Consider the following 22,416-nt stretch of genomic DNA (forward strand, 5'->3'; position numbering starts at 1 on the left):
TTTATCCATTCTTGATGTAAAAAGAAAGACGGACAGAGAATGCCTCTGTCCGCTAAATCGCTTTATCGTTTGTGCAGCAGTGCTTTATTTGAAGTGATCTTGTCTAAAATATCGAGGATAATGTCAGCGTTCTTTTCAGCATATGTGCCTTCCAGCATGTCTTTGTGAGCGCCAAAACCAGTGTATTCGCTGTAGTTTCCGCAGGCGGCGCGTTTCCATTTCGTTAAGCCTGTATGCCCGGTTTCGGTTTGAATTCCAGCTTCAATGAAATGAATGTTTGCTTTGATGTGCCCTTCATTCAGCAACTGCGCCCAATATTCCTGATAGTTTCTTTTTTTCTTCATCACCTTTTCTCTGACCGCTTCAGACAAGTATGATGCAGATTCGTCATTTCCAGCATCGACAGGGATAGGCTGTTCTTTTAGATAAGCGTCCACGATCATGAAGTCACTGACTTCCAATCCTCTGCGCTCCATAGCCTGTACCACTTCAAAAGCCAGATTTCCGCCCGCGGAGTAGCCTAATAAAACGTAAGGGCCTTCAGGCTGTATGTCTGTGATGCTATTGACATATTGTTCAATGCGGATGTCATGTTCAATAAAGTGAAATCCGTAGACAGATGCCTTGTTATTCAGCAATAAAGCAATATCTTTGAAATAAATGCCAAATCCTGATATCGGCGGAAAGCAGAAAAGGTTTTGCGCGCCTTGCTGATTTAATTTGATCACATGTTGTTCATCTGCCGCTGTCAGCTGTTTGGAATAAAGTTTTTCGGCAAGCTGAGCGATGGTCGGATATTCGAACAAGAGATCAATCGGTATGTCTATTTGCTGCTGATGCTTTAATGTGTGTATGACTTGCAGTGCTTTTAGCGAATGTCCGCCAATAGCAAAGAAGTCATCATCAATACTGATGGTCTGGACACCAAGAACATGTTTCCAGATGTTCGCCAACTCTTCCTCAACCAAGTTTCTGGGCAGTGTGATGTTCTGGCGTTTGTCAGGTTTATTTTCTGGTATAGGAAGAGCGCTGCGGTCTATTTTTCCGTTTCCGGTAAGCGGCATCCGGTCTACACGCACCCAGTGCTGCGGGATCATATAGTCCGGGAGCACACGCGCCAAATCTGCGCGGATCTCCTTTTCTGTTCGTTTGCCATCGCTGACGTAATGAGTGTGCAGCTGCGCCTCTCCGTCTTTTTCTTTCATTGTCACTGCCGCTTCCTGCACACCTTCCATTTCTAACAGGCGCGCTTCAATTTCAGCGGGCTCAATTCTTTTTCCCCTGATTTTCATCTGCCTGTCAATCCTGCTGATGTATTCTACATTTCCATCGGGCAGCCAGCGAGCTAAATCACCGGTACGATATATTCTTTCTCCAGACAAGAAAGGATGAGGAGAAAAAACATCATTTGTCAGGTCTTCTCTGTTCAAATAGCCTTTTGCAACCCCATCACCTCCGAGACAAAGCTCGCCGGGAACACCTATTGGCATAAGGCGTCCTTGTGTATCTAAGATGAATGCGGTGCTATTGCTGATTGGTTTTCCGATCGGAATCGGCCCTGCGTAGTCTCTTTTTATCTTAAAAAATGTTGAAAATGTCGTGTTTTCCGTAGGCCCGTAAATATTATGAAGTGCCAGATCTGGACAGGCCTGTCTCACAGCATTGATAAGGGCCGGCGAGAGTGCTTCTCCGCCGACATATAACGTATGGAGCCCGCGAAACATATCTGCTTGAGCTTGAGCCAGTTGATTAAAAAGAGCCGTTGTTAAAAAGAGCACTGTGGTGCCATTTTCAAGCAAATACGCCCCAAACCGATCAGGTGACAGCATTGTTGATTTATCAATGATATGAAGGCTTGCGCCATTTAAAAGCGCCCCAAACATTTCAAAGGTGACGGCGTCAAAGCTGATAGATCCAGTCAGAATAAACCGGTCATCAACGGACGCAGACGTGTAATTGCTGTTTTTGACAAGGGACACGACATTGCGATTGGTGATCATGACGCCTTTTGGCCGGCCTGTGGAGCCTGAGGTGTACATGATGTATGCAAGATCCTCCGGGCTTGAGGTGATATTGATTGGGATATCATTCTCTTCCGTCAATGCCTGGGCATCTGAAATGATACATGTCCCTGAGAACGCAGCGTTTTGCTCCAGCCCCTTTTGAATAATCAGCATTTTTGCCTGCGTTTCCTCAAGCATAAAGCTGACACGTTCAGGCGGAAGCTCGGCATCAAGCGGGAGGTATGCTCCCCCTGCTTTTAAAACGGCAAGCACACTAATGATGAATTCAGGAGAATGAGCAGCCAATATGCCGGCTGTCTCGTTCTTTCGAAACCCTTTTTGATCTAACGCTCTGGCGAGTGAATTAGAGCGTTGATCAAGTTCTTTATACGAAAAAGTCAAATTCCCACACACAAGTGCGATATGATCTGGCGTCTTTTCTGCTTGTTCACGAAATAAATCTATAATTGTATGATTCTTTGGATATTCTGTTTTTGTATTGTTGAACTGTGTGACAATCCGCTCTTTTTCTGTAGCATCAAGAAAAGAAAAATCAGCAATGGGAATGTCAGGGTGATGCGCCGCTGTGTCTAGCGCTTGTGTAAATTGTCTTTTGATACAGCTGATCCAGGCAGCATCGTAAATGAACGCATTATAGCTGAATTTGATGATCAGTTCTTCGCCGGGAGCAACGACAAGATTAAAGTGATATCCTGATTGCTCGGATACCTTCACTTGATCGATTTGCAGCGGTGAATCGGTTTGATCGGCTGAATCGGCGATTTTCTGCTGTATCGGATAGTTTTCAAAAACGATGATGTGGTCAATCAGTTCCTGTTTTAATGCGGTGTTTGCCTGAATATCAAATAAAGGCTGGCAGGTAAACGGCTCAGCTTCCAGCATTTCTTTCTGGCATCGTCTGACCAGCTCCTGAAACGTTTCGCCTTGAAATGTTTTAATGCGAACCGGAATGGTATTGATAAACAATCCTATCATTTGTTCCACACCCGGAATTTCTGACGGTCTGCCTGAGACAACCGCGCCAAATACAACGTCGTCAGTTCGGTTATATTGCTGCAGCATCAAACCCCAAACTGCCTGAATAAAGGTGGCAAGCGTGACGCCATGTTGTTTGGCAGTCTCTTTGAGCTTGTCTGTCAGTGGTTTCTTTAATGAAAATATCAAATCTTCACGTTGATAACCCTCTTTTGTTTCTTCATCAGACACACGAGGCAGCGGTGATGGGGTGCTGTAGTTTTTTAAATAGGAATCCCAGTACTTCGCCGCTGTTTCTTTGTCACGGTTCGTCAGCCAGGAAATATAGGTGCTGTACGGACGGACAGGGTCTAAAGAAAGCGGTTTTCCTGCATAGATCGATTGATAAATCCGCATAAATTCCTGAAGAACGATGCCGAGGCACCAGCCATCCATTAAAATGTGATGGTGGCTCCAGATGCAAACATGCTCCTCTTCAGCTGTTTTGAATAGATAAATTCGCATCAGCATGTCTTTTTGCAAATCAAAGCCTTTTTGCTTGTCCTTCTCCTTAAAGCATTCAATATACTCATTCTGGCCGTTTATTGGCAGGTGGGAAATGTCTTCGCTGTACAAATGGAATTCGCGTTCTGTCATCACGACTTGCCGAGGTCCCGACAAATGCGGGACGTGCGGCAAAAACACGGTTCTGAAAATGTCATGGCGGTCGATGATGGTTTGAATGCTGCGCTGAAACCATTCATAACTGAGGCTCCCTTTAATGGTGAAGAGCGACTGCTCAACGTATGCCCCCTCCTCTTTACGGAGGAAGGAATGAAACAGCATTCCTTCCTGCATATGACTCAGAGGATAAATGTTCTTGATTTTTTTGATGTTATCCATGGTATCTGCACCTTTCTTCACGGATTCATTAGTGAAAACTGAGCATATCAGCAATCTCTTGCAGCGCGTCCTCGGTCAGTTCTTGATCATCAAAATCACTGATGGTCTTTTCTGTTTCGCTTTTGTTCTGGCAGTGTTCGATCAGCTGTAATAAAAATTGATGGCAATTCTCGTTAAGCTGTTCCATCGTTTTGCGCTGAAAGCGGGTATTGTCATAAGTTATGTTGACAGTCATTTTTCCTTCAGCGGCGATTGCACTGATATCCAGCGACTGTTCACGATTCCAAGTTGTGCTGATATCATCCCCGGCACCAAACGGAGAGAATGAGAAGGCGTCCTCCTCAGGTGCTTCACCTGGGCTGCCGCTTTCAAATTGCCCCAAATAATTGAAGCTGATTTCTGGCGCGCCTGTGAAATTGATGTCTTTTTTGTCAGGCGGCGTCAAATATTTGATGACACCGTAGCCGAATCCTTTGTCCGGTACACGTCTCAGTGTATCTTTTGTTGTTTTTAACACATGAACCATGCCTTCTCCCGAATCTGGCAAGTCTGCGTTCAGTTTAATCAATAACGGATAAATGGCGGTAAACCATCCAACCGTACGGCTCACATCAACCCCGTCTAATACATCCTCTCGCCCGTGGCTTTCTAATGATAGTTTGAAGGCGGATTGATTGGTCCAATGGCGCAGCGCGAGAATGACAGAAGCGAGAAGCAAATCCTGAGTATCTGTGTTGTATGCGCTGTTGGCATCTTTTAAAAGCGCAGCTGTCTCTTTATCATTTAATGTAAACGAAATGGTGGATCGTTTTCTCTCGTTTGCTATGGGTCCGTCGATTTGATCAAAAGGCAGTGCTTCTGTTTGATATTCTTCGGTTTCGCGCCAATACTTGAGCTGTTTTATAAGCTGCTGGCTTTCTGCATAGCCAGAAAGCTTTTTCGCGTACGCTTTAAACGAGCTTGTTTTAGGCGGCAGTTTGATATCCTCCCCGCCAGCAGCTTGGCGATACCCTAAAGACAAATCTTCAAGCAGAACCCGCCATGAAATGCCGTCAACGACGAAGTGATGAGCCGATAAAAATAAGAAATCCCCGTCAGTTGTGCGGAAAAGACCGGCTTGCAGCAGCGGACCATTCTTCAGATCCATTTTCCGCTGAATATCACGTACATGGTGTTTGATAATAGGCTCATACGCTCTATTTCCGTTCGTGTCTTCTGGAACTGATAAATCAATCATCTGAAGGCCATACAGTGCATCGTCCGAATGACTGATCGGCCGATTATATTGATTCCAATATCCTTGTTCATTCTGTGAAAATACCATCCGCAGCGCATCATGATGACACGTTATTGCTTTTAAGGTTTTACGCAGTGCGTCCTCTTGTATAGGGGTTCCTCGATGTAGCATAATGGACTGATTAAAATGGTGTTTTTCTTTTATATCTTGAGAAAGAAACCATTTCTGAACAGGCGACCATTGTACGTCTCCGTCAACCGGGGCTTGGCTGGAACTTGTATTTGAATCCCGGATATAAGCTGCGAATTCTTGAATGGTAGGATGGTTAAACAAATCTTTTACTGCCATTTGCTTGCCTATCCGATGAAGCCGTGCTGATACCTGTAAGGCTTTGATCGAATCTCCTCCAAGCTCAAAGAATGAATCAGCTGTTCCGATTTTTTCTGTCCCTAGTACTTCTTTCCATATACCAGCCAGTATTTGTTCCATCTTACTGGCTGGTGATCGGAATGAATGTACAGCTTCGCCCTTGGATTCAGGTTTTGGAAGTGCTTTACGATCCAACTTGCCGTTTGGTGACAATGGAAGTGAACCCAGTTTTTCAATAAACGCAGGGATCATAAACACCGGCAGCTTGTTTTGTAATTCTAAGCGTATCGTAGTTGTGCTCAACGCTGATTCTGTCACAACATAAGCCCTTAACTCGGTTTGTCCCGATGCTGCTACATGAGCGAGTACTGCGGTATCTTTTACACCATTTATACAACGAATGACCGATTCAATTTCTTTCGTTTCTACACGATAGCCTCTTATTTTGACTTGTTCATCAATTCTTCCCAGATATTGAAGTGTTCCGTCGGCCATCCATCTGGCGGCGTCTCCTGTTCGATACATTCGCGTTTCGGGTTGGTATGGGTTCTGGACGAATGACCTCTCTGTCAGTTCCGGAAGGTTGACATACCCTCTTGCAAGACCTGTTCCCGCAATACAAAGCTCACCGGTAACACCGATTGGCTGAAGCTGTTGATTGCCATTTAAAATCAGCACTTGGGTCCCGTCAATCGGCTGGCCGATGCTTATGTGTTTCTGCTTTTCCATATGTCTCATGACGGTGGTAGCCACACTGTTTTCTGTCGGCCCATATTCGTTTGCGAGTTCGGTATGCGGGCATATTGCCATGCTGCGGTCGATCAATTCGCGGTCAGCTGCTTCTCCCGCCAGTGTGACGACTCTCAGCGTCTTTACATCTTCCGGCTGCACTACGTCCAAAAGCGCTCGATATAAAACAGGCACAATAATCATATGTGTTATCCGGTGACGAGACAGCTGATGCTTAATGGTCAGAATGTCTTTCGCTTCCTCTTCATGAAGCAGAACTGCTTTTGCACCTGACAAAAGCGGTGTGAACATACTAGTTAAAAAGCCGTCAAATGAGAAAGAAAAGAGCTGCAGGATGGTATCTTTCTCGGTGAAAACATAAGCATTTCGCCGCCATTGAAGAGTGTTGACAATGCCTTTATGCTCGACCATCACCCCTTTTGGTCGGCCCGTCGTTCCTGATGTATAAATGATATAGGCCAAATGATGAGCAGACGATACTTGCGGCAGCGGTGATTTGTCGTATGCCTCTGCGTCTTCGACGGTCAAGATCTCTCCTTCAAAATCATCAGCAGCTCTCCAATCCGCTGTCATCAGTAGTTTCGTTCCGCTGTCGCTGAGAATATAGCGTTTCCGTTCAGTTGGGTATTCCGGATCTATAGGAACATAGCAGCCGCCTGCTTTCCACACACCAAGTATGGCTGCTACCATGCTGAACGAACGAGGCATCATGATGCCTACTGGTGTGTCCGGTTTAACACCTCGGCTGCGCAATGTGTGTGCGATTCCATTGGACCACTCGTCAAGCTCCTGATATGTGAGTGTTTTGTCTCCGATGACAAGTGCAGAGGCTTTTGGTGTTCGTGCAGCTTGCTGCTCAAACAATTGACTAATTGTTTGTTCTTCGTATTGATTTGCTTTCCTGATGTTAAACTCATTGAGCAGCTGGTTCCGCTCTTCTTGGGTCAGGATGTCGATACGGTTGAGTGTCACCTCTGGTTTTTTTCCGATGATGCGAAGTACATTTGTCAAATGAGATGCCCAGCGTTCCATGGTGGTTTTCTCAAACAGTGCGGTTGAATATTCAAAAAGAAAATGAATGTTCCCGTCACCCTCAGATGCTTGTAGTGTCAAATCGAATTTGGAAACGAGATGAGAAACTTCTGCCGGCTTCATTTGCAAATCATGCAGGTGCAAGGGCTCGTAATCATTATTTTGGACAATTAACATGGTATCAAATAGCGGGTTTCTGCTCATATCCCGCGTCACTCCAAGCTTATCGACAAGCTCTTCGAACGGATAATCCTGATGCTCATAGGCTTCCAATGCAGTGGCGCGCACTTCCTGCAAATACTGTACAAACGACTTCCCGCCCTCCGGGCGTGCCCGAAGTGCCAGCGTGTTCACAAACATGCCGAGTATCGGCTCAAGATCCTTGTGCGGACGGCCGGCAATTGGCGAGCCGACGATGATTTCTTCCTGTCCGCTCAAGCGTGACAATAACGCTGTGTAGGCCGCAAGGAGCACCATGTACAGTGTGCTTCCGTTCTCCCGTGCCAGCTTGTGAAGCCTTGATGCGGCCTCTTGATCAAGCGTAAATGAGACCTTGTCACCCGCGAAGCTTCGCACCGGCGGGCGGGTATGATCAGCCGGGAGATCCAGCACCGGCAGCTCGCCCTCGAGCTGCTTCAGCCAGTACGCCTCCTGCGTATGGTATGCGTCCCCTTTTTTAAACCCTTCTTGCCATACGGCGTAGTCTTTGTATTGAATGGGAAGCGCTGGAAGGGTCCGGTTGTTGTACAGCTCCCCGAATTCCTGAATCAAAATGTTGACGGAAACACCGTCTGATATGATGTGGTGCATATCAACCAGCAACAGGTGCCGTTCATCTGATGCCTTTACGATTTGGGCGCGGAACAGCGGCGCTCGGCTGAGATCAAACGGTTTGATAAACGCGGCTGCGGCTTCCTGTTCGGTTTGTTCGCCGAGGGCGGCTGTCTGTAATGTAAACGGCACTTCGTCATGGATGCGCTGCACCGGCTCGCCTCCTTCGTCCAGTTCGAAGGATGTCCGAAGCGATTCGTGGCGCTTGATCAGCTCTTTGAAAGCCTTGTTCAGCCTTTCAGGGGCGAGCTTTCCTTCCAGTTCTAACACAGCCGGCATATTATAGCCTGTCCCTCCGTCCTCCAGCTGTTGAAGGACATAAATCCGTTTTTGGGCGGATGAAACCGGATAGGTCTCCCGCTGTTCCGCCGGTTTCATCGCTTCATATGGACTGTCCGTTCCTTGACGGATGACGGAAGCCAGCCCTTCTACCGTCGGATGGGCAAACACATCTTTCAGCGGCACCTGTACATCGAATGCTTTGGCGATTCGGGATACAAGCGCCGTTGCTTTTAGAGAATGTCCTCCGCGGTCAAAAAAGTTGTCGTGAATCCCGACCGGGCCGTTTTTCAGCACGTCCTCCCACAGCTGGGCGAGCTTCATCTCGGTCACATTTCTCGGCGCCGAGTAGGCCTTTTCATCTGCAGCTCCGCCAGGAGCTGGCAGGGCGTTTCGGTCCAGCTTTCCGCTCGGCGTAATCGGCCACTCTTCCATCTCTATCATATGGGCTGGGATCATGTAGCTCGGCAGCAGTCTTTCAAGCTGCGCCCTCACTTCGTTTCTCCGAAGCCCTTCTATATACGCGCATAATTCCGGCTCGCCGCTGTCTGTCCGTACGGTCACTGCTGCCTCCCTTATGCCTTCTATGCTTCTAAGCGCCGCTTCAATTTCTCCGGGCTCAATCCGGTAGCCGCGGATTTTCACTTGATCATCCAACCGGCCGAGGAATTCAACATTCCCGTCAGGGAGCCAGCGTGCCATATCCCCTGTTTTATACATGCGTTCGCCCGGGTAAAACGGGTCTTCAAGAAAGCGCTCCTCCGTTAAGGCCGGCCGATTCAAATAGCCCCTGGCAACACCCGCGCCGGCGATGTACAATTCGCCGATACATCCGGCTGGCAGCATCCGCTGCTTCTGATTAAGAACATATAATCTGACATGATGAACAGGTTTTCCTATTGGAACCCGCTCAAGCTTTTCATGCTGCGGACAATTAAAGAACGCAGCTTCTACGGTTGCCTCCGTTGGTCCGTAAGAATTGGTTAATGTAACATTTGGAAGCAACTCGCGAAATCGGGAGACGAGATGGGTCCCCAGCTGTTCTCCCCCGGAAAACACCCGCTTGAGTCCGTTTGTCTTCATCGGTACAGCACGATGTTTTGTATGTTCTAAAAAAGCATGGAGCATCGAAGGCACAAAATGCATAGCTGTGATCTTTTGTTCTTCTATGGCCTTTGCGATCATTTCGGGTTCTTTTTCGCCTCCCTGAGGAAGCAAATAAACAGAGGCACCGGCATAAGGCCACCAAAACAGTTCCCATATTGAAGCATCAAATGAATAAGATGTTTTATGCATAATCACATCTGATTGGTTCAGTTGATAACGGAACTGAAGGGAATTCAAAAAATTCACCGCTGATCGATGTTCAACTTCAACACCCTTTGGTTTACCGGTAGAACCGGATGTATAGATGACGTAGGCTAAAGATTGCGGATGAACGTCCGCATTCGGATTGGCCAAATGATGTTCCAGCCTGTTATTTGTCTGATTGAGATAAACAATCTCTCCTGCAAATGCCGGAACAGGCAGGTCGGCAGGCTGAAGCAGGAGAATGTTTGTACCGCTGTCCTCCAACAGAAAGCTGATTCGTTCTTCCGGATAATCCGGGTCAATGGGCAGATAAGCACAGCCGGCTTTAAGAATGCCATAAATGCCAATCACCATTTCAGGCGAACGCCGTCCTATAATGGCAACGATTGTTTCCGATTTCACGCCTCGTCCGATGAGCTCCCAGGCGATACGGTTAGCCTGTTCGTTCAATTCTTTATAGGTCATTCCTCCATCTTCAAAGATAATGGCTGGTTGATCAGGCGTTTTTGCAGCTTGCTTTTCGAGTGCATAATGGAGAGTTCGATTCACCGAATAGCCTGTATCCTGAAACGGATGGCATGATTCAATGAAGGCTTTCTCTTCTTCTTTTGTTAGGATCGCTATATCGTCCAATTCTGTTTTAGGACTGACAGTTATATGTTCCACAAGCGTGGTGAAAAGATTGGCCCACCTTTGGATCGTTTCTTTCTCAAACAAAGCTGTGCTGTATTCAAACTGACAGAAAAGCACGGAATCGTGTTCTGTCACATACAGGGAAATATCAAACTTTGATATTGGATGCTGCATATCGTTCCAATGAAGCTTTACCTCTTTCATTTTCAACTTTTGCTGTTCCATATTCTGAAGGACAAGCGTTGTGTCAAACAATGGATTCCGGCTCATTTCCCGCTGTACGCCGATTTTATCCACGAGCTCTTCAAACGGATAATCCTGATGCTCATATGCTTCCAGTGCCGTCTGCCTGACTTCTTTCAGACATTCTTCAAATGTCTTATTGCCGGCCGGGCGTGTCCGGAGAGCCAATGTATTGACGAACATTCCGAGAACTGCTTCAAGATCGGCATGGGGCCGGCCGGCGATAGGCGAACCGATCACGATATCATCTTGACCGCTTACCCGAGACAAAAAGGCTGAATATAAAGCGACTAGCGTCATATAAAGCGTGCTTTTGTTTTGACGGGCGATCTGCTTTATCCTGGCTGTAATCTTTTTATCCATCTGAAAAGTTACTTTTCCGCCTGTGAATTGCTGTTCTGCCGGGCGGCGTTTATCGGTCGGAAGCTCTAGGACAGGAAGGTTCCCGCTGAGCTGCTGCTGCCAGTAAGTTTCCTGCTTTTGGTACGAGTCACCTTGTTTAAATTGCTGTTGCCAAACGGCATAATCTTTATACTGGATTCGCAAAGGCTTAAGTTGCCGATTTGCATAAAGATCGGTGAATTCTCGGATTAAGAGCTGGACGGATACGCCATCTGAAATGATATGATGCATGTCCACCAGCAATACATGCTTCTCGTTTGCCACTTTTACAAGGCCCGCTCTAAATAACGGCGCCTGACTGAGATCAAAAGGACGGACAAAACCCTCGATAGCGGCCTCTTGGCTTAATGTAAACGGCACTTCGTCATGGATCCGCTGAACCGGCTCGCCATCGGCGCCAGATACAAAGGAAGTTCGAAGCGGCTCATGCCGACGGATCAGCTGTTTACATACAGCAGATAATTTAGCGACATCCAGTGCCCCTTCCAGATCTAAGACCGCAGGCATGTTGTAGGCGACACCCTCATCAAGCTGCTGAAGCACATAGATCCTTTTTTGAGCCGAAGATACAGGATATGTCTCCCTTGCTTCCGCTGGTTCAATTGCTGCATACGGATTTTCCTCTGCATCTCGAATGATTGAAGCCAATCCTTCTACTGTCGGATGGGCAAAGATGTCCTTGAGCGGAACTTGTACATGAAATTCCTTTGTGATCCGTGACATAAGCACCGTTGCTTTTAATGAGTGGCCGCCAAGGTCAAAAAAGTTGTCAAAGATGCCTATATGACTGTTATTCAGCACATCTGCAAACAGCTGCGAAAGCTTTGCCTCTACCAGATTACGAGGGGCAGTATACGGTGTCCCGATGATTGAAGCATCTGGCTCTGGAAGTGCTGATTGATCTACTTTTCCGTTTGGGGTAAGAGGTATGCTGTCAACCCAAACCCATTTCGCCGGAATCATGTATGCTGGAAGCTCACTTGCCATATAGCGGCGTAGATCTGCTGCATTCACCCCTTGTACACTGCAATAGTAAGCGCACAATTCATGATCACCGTTTGATTCTTGCCTGACGAGAATGGCAGCTTCTTTAATGTCTGGATGATTCATTAATGTGACTTCGATTTCTTGGGGCTCAATTCGATACCCTCTGATTTTCACTTGATTGTCTGCCCGCCCGATATATTCGATGTTGCCGTCTTCAAGCCGTCTGGCCAAATCACCAGTACGGTACATGACCGCACCGGCCCTGAATGGGTCGGGTGAAAATTTGTCGCGTGTCAGTTTATCGTGATTAACATACCCTCTGGAAACACTCGCGCTGGAAATATAGAGTTCACCTGGTACGCCGCAGGGCTGAAGCTGTTTTTGACGATTCAAAATATATAGATTAGTATAGCCTATCGGTTTACCGATAGGAGGAAACTCAGGAATAGGGTCTCCCGGATGAATGGTATACGTAGATACCACATGAGTTTCTGCAGGTCCGTAATGATTGTGCAGGTGAATGCTGCGTTTACGTAATACTTCTTGGAAAAGGCTTGAAATGATTAATTGTTCTCCAGCAGCAATCAGGTGTGTGACGCCATCAGGAAACATGTCCGCAAATTGCCGCTCGCTGAAAATCATTTTGATAAAAGCCGTTGGGAGAAACACAATATTCGTCTGATGCTCGTTTATAAATGCAAACAGCTGAGGCACATCTCTTTTTAGGGCTTCTGGCACGATGTGCAGCGTGCCGCCTTTCAAAAGCGCAGAAAAAATTTCTTGATAACAGACGTCAAAGGCAGAAGTCGCAAATTGCAGAACATCTGCTTCAAAGTCAATGCCAGAGCGAGTATATTCGGACTTCAGCAAGTTCGCCATGTTTCGATGTTCAAATTGAACGCCCTTTGGTTTACCTGTTGTACCTGATGTATAAACGATATACAGCAGATCATCCGCATTGTTGACTGACTTCATGTTACTGCCGTCTTCCTTGCTTTCAATCTCTTCTACAAGAGTGATAAGGTAATTGCTTTCTAGCGATGCGGAAAGATGGGCTTGTGAAACAACATGTGAACAGCCGCAGTCGTTTAGAATATAATGGATTCTGTCAGCTGGATAATGCGGGTCAATCGGAACAATGGCGCCGCCTGCCTTCAAGATGCCAAGAACACCGGTGATAAACGCCGCAGATCGCTCCATCATGATCGCGACAGGCTCCTGTCTCGCAACACCCTTCATTCTCAATTGCCGCGCCAATCTGTTTGCCGAGTTGTTCAATTCTTGGTACGTTAACGAGCAGACTTGATCTATTACTGCCTGAGTATCCGGTGTCTTTTCCGCTTGTTTTTCAAACATAGCATGGATGGTTTCGTAAATTGGGGGTTCATCTGTGTTCTTTCCAATCAATTGCTGCTTTTCAATATCGGTCGTGATGTCGATTTCTTCAGGCGGAAGATTGGGATTAGTTACAATTTGCGATACAACATTCAGAAGATGCTCCTTGACAGAAAACACAAAAGACCGATCATGCTGCTCCGCATCATAGCTCATTTTGATATGGATTTCTTCCCCTGGCGCCACCATAAGGTAAAAGCTGTAGTTGGTTTCATCTGCCACAGTGAAGTTATGAATTTGAAAAAGATCAGAAGCATGCTCCTCTTGGTTCAGCATATGAATCTCTTGCTGTACCGGATAATTTTCAAATACGAGAATATGATCGATTAATCCTTGCTTAATCGCCGAACGGGCTTGAATTTCATATAAAGGGTGATAGCTGTATGTTTCAGCGGCAAGACGGTCTTTTTGCATGTCTTTTATGAGCTTAAGAAATGGCGTTTTTGTTCCCTGCACCCGAACTGGAATCGTGTTAATGAAAAGACCGACCATATGTTCAATGCCTTCGATTTCTGCAGGCCTTCCTGACATGACAGAACCAAATACGGCATCATCATTATGATTGTATTTTTGAAGCAGAATGCCCCAAATGGTATGAAAAATCGTACTGAGTGTTACTTCTTCTCTTGCCGCAAGCTCTGAAAGCCTGCTGCTTTCTTGCTTAGAGAATGAAAACGTAACGTGCTCCTGCCTGCTTCTCGCCTTTGTTTTTTTCTGCTTCGGGAGTATCGTTTGCTGTTCATGGCCAGATAGGTAATGTTCCCAATAAGAAACTGCCTGCTCTTTGTCTTGTTCCATCAGCCATTTGATATACGTTCCGTATGGCTGGACCGGCTCCAATGCTATTGGAGATCCATATATATAAGATGCGTAAATATGGAGAAACTCCTTTAACACAATGCTGAGGCACCAGCCGTCCATCATGATGTGGTGAAAGGTCCAAATACAAGTGTACTGGCCCTCTCCTGTTTGAATCAGAGTGATACGCATGAGCATATCTTTTTGCAAGTGAAACCCTTGAGCACGGTCCTCTTCTTTCCATTGCTCAATAAATTGTGATTGCCTCGCATCGTTTAAATGTGTAATGTCTTTTTCCTGTACGATGACATTCCGTTCTCTCAGGACAACCTGTTGGGGAGAGGAAACATTTTGGCTGATAAAAATCGTTCTGAAAATATCGTGTCTTGCTACAAGGGCGTTAATGCTGTTTTGAAAAAACTTCGGGTTGACTTTCCCTTCTATTATAAAAGAAGCTTGCTCGACATATGCTTGTGAATCCTTTTGCAAGAGGGAATGGAAAAGCATCCCTTCCTGCATGTAAGACAGCGGATAAATATCCTGAATTGAATTCGCTTTTGTCATGTTCATGTCTCCCTGTCACGATTTTCTACAATTCTTCCACCAAGCTGGATATACTGTCCAAATCCTCTGCCGTTAATGATTCGCTGCTGAAATCGCTCAGTGTTTTTTCTGTATTTTGTTTACCGGCGCAGTGTGTCATGATGTCCAGCAAAAAGTGTTCGATCCTGTTGATGAGCTGCTTCATCGTGTTCCTATGAAAGCGTGTTGGCGGATAACTGAGATTGAAATGAAGCTTGTTCCCTGCTGCCATTGCACTCATCTCGATGATTTGTTCACGTTTCCATGTGTGAGTGATGTCCTTTCCGCTTCCAAGGCTTGATGGACGGAAGTTACCTTGTCTTTCTATGTCGTTAAACTGGCCTAAATAGTTGAAACTGATTTCGGATATTTTTGAAAACGCAATGCTTATGTTTTCAGGGTGTGTGATGTATTTCAGCATACCGTAACCCACCCCTTTGTTTGGTATCCGGCCCAGTGTATCTTTAACGGTTTTTACTGCGGTTCCAAGCTCATTCCCATGATGTTCAAAGCTTATGAGAGCTGGGTATATAGATGTAAACCAGCCAACCGTCCTGTTGATATCGAACTCCGGCAACACGTGTTCTCTCCCGTGTCCTTCCAGTGCAATGCGGATTTTGTTTCTGCCTGTCCACTCACGAATCGCCAAAGATGCAGCGGTTAACAGAATATCTTGTGTATCTGTACCATAGGCATGGTTGACGTTTTGCAGCAAGGTGGCGGTATTTGCTTCAGTGAGTGAAAAACTTACCGTGTCCCTCCTGCTGAAGTCGTTGTTCTCATGATGCGGCAGTTCATATGGCAGTTCCGCAGCTTGCTGTTCCTCTACACTCCGCCAATACGCCTCCTCGCGAATCAGCTTGCTGCTTTGGGCATAGTCCTGTAGCCGTCTTGCGTATTCCAGAAAGGAATCAGTTTTAGGAGGAAGCTGGATCGCCTGGCCTGAAGACGCTTGTTGGTATCCGGCTGACAAATCCTCCAGCAAAATCCGCCATGAGACACCGTCAACGACAAGATGATGGATCGCAAGGAACAAGTAATCTCCGGTCACTGTTTGAAACCAAGCGGCATGTAGCAACGGTCCTTCCTGCAAATTGATGCTTTGCTGAAGATCTTCAATTTCTCGTTTGATTTGGGTTTCCCAACCGCTTTCTGACTGTGAAAAATCAGTTATTCTTAAACTGTATAGTTGTGATTCATGAATGCCTTGATTGATTTGTATCCATTGCCCGTCATCGTTACAATAAACCATCCGAAGCGCATCATGATGTTCCGCAAGTTTCTTTAAGGATGCTCTAAGAGCGTCTTCAGACAAACGACCAGAGTGGAAAAGCATGACAGACTGATTGAAATGATGTCGTTCTTCAATCTCTTGTGAAAGAAACCATCGCTGAACAGGTGTCCATGGAACATTTCCCTGAATGGGTCCTTGTTCGATGATTCTTTCTGTCTTACGAATACATCGTGATAGGTCCTTTATCTTTGGATGACGGAATAAATCACTTACCTGCAGGCTTAGCCCATGGCGTCCAAGGCGTGCGGAAACTTGAAGCGCTTTGATTGAATCTCCGCCCAATTCAAAAAATGAATCCTCTATTCCGATCCTCTGGATGCCGAGAACCTCCTGCCAGATCAACGCCAGCTGCTCTTCAAGGTCATTGCGAGGCGGGATGTACGTTTGTTTAGATGCAAAATCTGGTTCAGGCAGTGCTTTCCGGTTCAATTTGCCGTTTGATGTGAGCGGAAGAGTCTCCATTTCAATGATGTACGCCGGAATCATATAATTTGGCAGTGAACGCGCGAGAAGAGAACGCACTTGTTCAGCATTCGTGCCTGCTTTCACACTGATGTAGCCAAACAGCTCTTTGCTTCCTGTCTGGCCTGTACGTGCCAACACAGCGGCTTCTTTGACCCCGTCTATTTGGCGAAGCGCTGATTCGATCTCACCAAGCTCCACCCGGTAGCCTCTGACTTTTACTTGATCATCAATACGGCCAACGTACTCAATTGTGCCATCGGGAAGCCAGCGCGCCAGATCACCTGTGCGGTACAGTCGATCGCCAGACGCAAATGGATTTGGGATAAATTTCTCTCTCGTTAAATCAGGACGGCCCAAATATCCTCTGGCGACGCCATCTCCGCCGACACAAAGTTCGCCAACAGTTCCGATCGGCTGCAGCATTCCCCATTTATTTAAGATATAAGCGGTGGAATGACCAATCGGCCGCCCGATCGGAATGGAAAGTTCATATGTTTTTTGAATGGGAAAGCACGTCGAAAAAGTCGTATTTTCGGTTGGCCCATATCCGTTCCATATTGATACTTCCGGGCACACATTTTTAATTCGATTGATGTGGCTCACCGACAAAGCTTCTCCGCCTATAATCAGATGGTTCAGCTGTGAAAATGTTGTCTCATTTTGCTCTGTCAAATGATTGAATAGAGAAGATGTCAGCCACATCGTTGTGATCCCGTGATGTTCTATGTATCTCTTAAGCTGATGGGGATCGAGAAATGCCTGTTTCTCGGACAGATGCAAAGCTGCCCCATTTAGCAGCGGTCCAAATATTTCAAATGTCGTACCATCAAAACCGATAGATGATGTCATGAGAAGACGGTCTGCAGGTGTAAATGCAATATAATTGCTGTTTTTAACAAGGCGAATGACACTTCGCTGCTCAATCATGACACCCTTTGGTTTACCGGTTGATCCAGAGGTATAAATGGTATAAGCGAGCGAATGCGGCCCTGCTGAAGATTCAATGTTCGTTGTTTCTCCTTGCTTTTGAATGTCTTCGATTATGATTTGTTCACATTCAATGTCTAATAGCCGTTTGTCGACTTTTTCAGATTGAAGAAGGAATGTCGCTCCGCTGTCTGACAGGATGTAAGCTATTCGCTCAACAGGCAGATCAGAAGCGATAGGCAAATAGGCTCCCCCGGCTTTCAGAATACCCAGCATTCCGGCTATGAGTTCTGGCGTTCGTCCTGTCAGCAAGGCTACGACTCGATCAGGACCGACTCCCTTTCTCTGTAGAAGTAAAGCAATTTGATTTGCCCAGCTGTTCAGATCCGCGTAAGTTAACTCTAGTGTATCGCTGACAATTGCTATGGCATTAGGCGTTTGTTCCGCCTGCATTTCAAAGAGTCTGCTGATGGTTTCATTTCTTGGATATTCTATTTTTGTACGATTCAGCTCATAGATAAGGTAATGGGTCTCATCCTCATTCAGTATATTTATTGATCCGAGAGCGGCTTTGTTGTCTTGGATGATGGAGAGTAACATATTGATGAAATAGTGAAGCCACTTTTCTATCGTTTTTTTCTTATATAAGTCCGTACTAAATTCCATTTGGAACGTCAGCAAACCCCGGGGCTGTTCGTGAGCATACAGGGTTAAATCAAATTTTGACGTTTGATGTCCATTGTTTGCTGCAGGTTTGAGACGAAGTTCATCTAGCCGTATCGATTCCTGGTCCATATTTTGAAGAACAAACATCACGTCAAACAGCGGATTCCGGCTCATATCTCGCGTTAATTGCAGCTTGTCGACAAGCTCTTCGAACGGATAATCCTGATGCTCATAGGCTTCCAATGCAGTGGCGCGCACTTCCTGCAAATACTGTACAAACGGCTTCCCGCCCTCCGGGCGTGCCCGAAGCGCCAGCGTGTTCACAAACATGCCGAGTATCGGCTCAAGATCCTTGTGCGGCCGGCCGGCAATTGGCGAGCCGACGATGATTTCTTCCTGTCCGCTTAAGCGTGACAATAACGCTGTGTAAGCTGCCATAAGCACCATGTACAATGTGCTTCCGTTCTCCCGTGCCAGCTTGTGAAGCTCTGATGCCGCCTCTTGATCAAGCGTAAACGAGACCTTGTCCCCCGCGAAGCTCCGCACCGGCGGACGGGTATGATCAGCCGGGAGATCCAGCACCGGCAGCTCGCCCTCGAGCTGCTTCAGCCAGTACGTCTCCTGCTTCTGGTACGTGTCTCCTTTTTTAAAACCTTCTTGCCATACGGCGTAGTCTTTGTATTGAATGTGAAGCGCCGGGAGATTCCGTTTGTTGTAAAGTGCCCCGAATTCCCGAATCAAAATGTTGACGGAAACACCGTCTGATATGATGTGGTGCATATCAACCAGCAACAGGTGCCGTTCCACTGATGCCTTTACGATTTGTGCGCGGAACAGCGGCGCTTGGCTGAGATCAAACGGATTGATAAACGCGGCTGCGGCTTCCTGTTCGGTTTGCTCGCCGAGGGCGGCTGTCTGTAATGTAAACGGCACTTCGTCATGGATGCGCTGCACCGGCTCGCCGCCTTCATCCTGTTCAAAGGATGTCCGAAGCGACTCGTGGCGCTTGATCAGCTCTTTGAAAGCCCTGTCCAGCCTTTCTGGGTCAAGCTTCCCTTCCAGTTCTAATACAGCCGGCATATTGTAGCCGGTCCCTCCGTCTTCCAGCTGCTGAAGGACATAAATCCGCTTTTGGGCGGAGGAAACCGGATAGGTCTCCCGCTGTTCCGCTGGTTTCATCGCTTCATATGGACTGTCCGTTCCTTCACGGATGACGGAAGCCAGCCCTTCTACCGTGGGATGGGCAAACACCTCTTTCAGCGGCACCTGTACATCGAATGCTTTGGTGATTCGGGATACAAGCGCCGTTGCTTTTAAAGAATGTCCTCCGCGGTCAAAAAAGTTGTCGTGAATCCCGACCGGGCCGTTTTTCAGCACGTCCTCCCACAGCTGGGCAAGCTTCATCTCGGTCACATTTCTCGGCGCCGAGTAGGCCTTTTCATCTGCCGCTCCGCCAGGAGCTGGCAGGGCGTTTCGGTCCAGCTTTCCGCTCGGCGTAATCGGCCACTCTTCCATCTCTATCATATGGGCTGGGATCATGTAGCTCGGCAACAGTCTCTCAAGCTGCGCCCGCACTTCGTTTCTTCGGAGCCCTTCTATATACGCGCATAGCTCCGGCTCCCCGCTGTCTGTCCGTACGGTCACGGCTGCCTCCCTTATGCCTTCTATGCTTCTAAGCGCCGCTTCAATTTCTCCGGGCTCAATCCGGTAGCCGCGGATTTTCACTTGATCATCCAACCGGCCGAGGAATTCAACATTCCCGTCAGGGAGCCAGCGTGCCATATCCCCTGTTTTATACATGCGTTCACCCGGGTAAAACGGGTCTTCAAGAAAGCGCTCCTCCGTTAAGGCCGGCCGATTCAAATAGCCTCTGGCAACACCCGCGCCGGCGATGTGCAGTTCGCCGGCGACACCGCAAGGCTGTACGGCTAAATGCGGATCTAACACATACAAACGCGCACCGGGTACGGGCTTCCCGATCGGAATCCGCAAGCGATCCCTGTCCCGCTCTGGGTCCAACACATAAAATGCCGCGTCTACCGTTGCTTCTGTCGGCCCGTATCCATGGATCAGCGAGACTTGCGGCAATAAAGAAGCAAAACGGGCTGCCGTGCCCGGCGCAAGCGGTTCACCTCCGGCGAATACACGCTTCAGGCTTGTCCCGTCACTCAGCCTTTCGATCTCCGCTTGATCGAGAAAACTGTTCAGCATAGCCGGAATAAAATGAACCGTTGTCACTTTTTCCTGATGAATGGCTTTTACAATCAATGCGGGGTCTTTTTCCCAGCCGGGTGGGAGCAGATAAGCCGAAGAGCCGGAAAGCGACCACCAAAACAGCTGCCAGACAGATGCATCAAAGGAGAAAGAGGTTTTCACCATGACAATGTCATCTTCCTGAAGCGGAAACTGGCGCTGCATGCCGGTCAGAAATGAAACAGCTTGGCGGTGCTCAACGGCCACTCCTTTTGGCTGCCCGGTGGAGCCCGACGTATAGATGACGTAGGCGAGAGAATCGCTGTCAGCAGGAGCAAACACAAGATTTTCTGCTTTTTCGCCCGCAAGAGATGTCATATCAACTTCAAGCGTTTCGCCAGAAAAGTTCGGCGCGGAGCATCCCGGCTGTGTCAGCAAGAGCGCTGCCCCGCTGTCTTTCAGCATGTAGCTCAGCCGTTCCTCTGGATACGCAGGGTCAAGCGGCAAATACGCCCCACCTGCCTTCAAGACAGCAAGGACAGCGATCAGCATGTCAGGTGACCGCTCAGACAGGACACCGACGATGCTTTCCTTCGTGACGCCGCGTGCCGCGAGGCGGGCAGCCAGACGGCTGGCATACATGTCAAGCTCAGCGTACGTCAGTGAACCGCCGGAAAAGCGTATGGCTGGCCGTTCCGGTGTGAAAGCCGCCTGTCGTTCAAACAGCCCGTGCAGGGTTAGGGATTCAGGCGAAATAGATACTGTCCTGTTGTTTTGAGAAACCATTTCCCGTGCTTTGTTTTCATCTAGCAATGTCATCTTTGACACAGGCAGAGATGGATCAGATATGACGTCAGAGATCATGTGCTGTACATAATCTTTTATCTCGGACATCATGTTTGGCTGATAAGCGCCAGTATGAAAATGAATCCGAACGTACATGGTCCGGCCTGGGATCACTTTGACACTGCATCTATAGTTGGTCAGTTCTTCCATCTCGAAATCTTCCACGGAGAAATCAAATGATCCAGCCTGATTCAGCCCTTCAATCTCTTGTTGAGCAGGTGTATTTTCAAAGACGATAATATGATCGATCAGTTCTTGTTTAAGAGCGCTCTGTGCCTGAATGTCATATAAAGGGAAGTAACTATATGCTTCTGCTTCCGTCATGTCTCTTTGCATCCTGCTGACTAAGTCAGAAAAAGAAAGAGAATCACTTTGGACTCGGATAGGAATGGTATTGATAAACAGTCCGACAATGTTTTCCACATCGTTTAGCTCAGAAGGTCTGCCTGATATAACTGATCCGAACACAACATCGCCACAGCAATTGAACTTTTGGAGCATGATTCCCCATAGAGCTTGGAAAACAGTGGGGAGTGTCGCACCAAAAGCTGCTGCGATTTTCTGTAATTCGGAGGTTTCTTTTTCAGGAATGGTGAATGTGATCTGTTGTAATGTCCCATCTGGCATTTGATCTGTTCTTTTTGGCAGAGGCGAAGCTTTTTCGAAATGCTGAAGCCTTTTTTTCCAATACACAGCCGCTTCTTCCCGATCTTGCTGCATCAGCCATTTAATATACGTCCCGTACGGCTGTACGGGAGGCATATCAGGAAGCCTGCCTTTATCCAGTGCTTGATAAATGTGAAGAAAATCCTTAATGACGATGCCTAAACACCAGCCATCCATTAAAATATGATGATGGCTCCAGATGCAGACATACCGGTCAGGCGCCCATTTTAAAATAGATATTCTCATCAGTACATCCGTTTGGAGATCGAAGCCTTTTGATTTATCCTGCTCTTTGAATGCCTCGGTACAATGTTCTTTATCTCTCTCATTGAGATGAGAAATATCTTCAAAATGAATATGGCAATGACGATGCTTGAGTACGACTTGACGAGGTTTGGCTACATTTTTATAGATGAACGCCGTTCGGAAGATTTCATATCTGTCAAAAACAGCATCCATACTTTTCTGGAAACGCTCCAAATCAAGCTGTCCATGGATCGTAAAAGAAGCCTGTTCAAAATATGCTCTTGACTGTTCATCATACAGCGAGTGAAAGAGCATCCCTTCCTGCATAAATGACAAAGGATATATATCCTGTATTTCGGGTTGCTGCGGCATCAGTGTGAATC

General features: G+C 47.1%; 3 protein-coding genes. All 3 read right to left on the bottom strand.

Going from position 1 to position 22,416, the window contains the following annotated elements:
- Positions 1-62: 62 nt before the first annotated feature.
- From M1D98_RS09620 to M1D98_RS09630, 3 genes are read right to left on the bottom strand one after another with little or no spacing between them, the layout of a single operon-like run.
- Positions 63-3,902, bottom strand: a complete 3,840-nt coding sequence (locus tag M1D98_RS09620; protein ID WP_456280223.1) for a non-ribosomal peptide synthetase — start codon at positions 3,900-3,902, stop codon at positions 63-65.
- A gap of 7 nt (positions 3,903-3,909) precedes the next feature.
- A complete protein-coding gene (locus tag M1D98_RS09625; protein ID WP_456280205.1) occupies positions 3,910-14,712 on the bottom strand; it encodes an amino acid adenylation domain-containing protein in 10,803 nt (3,600 codons plus the stop codon).
- Positions 14,713-14,737: 25 nt separating this feature from the next.
- The gene (locus tag M1D98_RS09630; protein ID WP_456280206.1) at positions 14,738-22,405 is read right to left on the bottom strand and encodes an amino acid adenylation domain-containing protein; all 7,668 of its coding nucleotides are present in this window, start codon (positions 22,403-22,405) and stop codon (positions 14,738-14,740) included.
- Between the last annotated feature and the right edge of the window lie 11 nt (positions 22,406-22,416).

The organism is Bacillus sp. K7, from assembly GCF_053903245.1.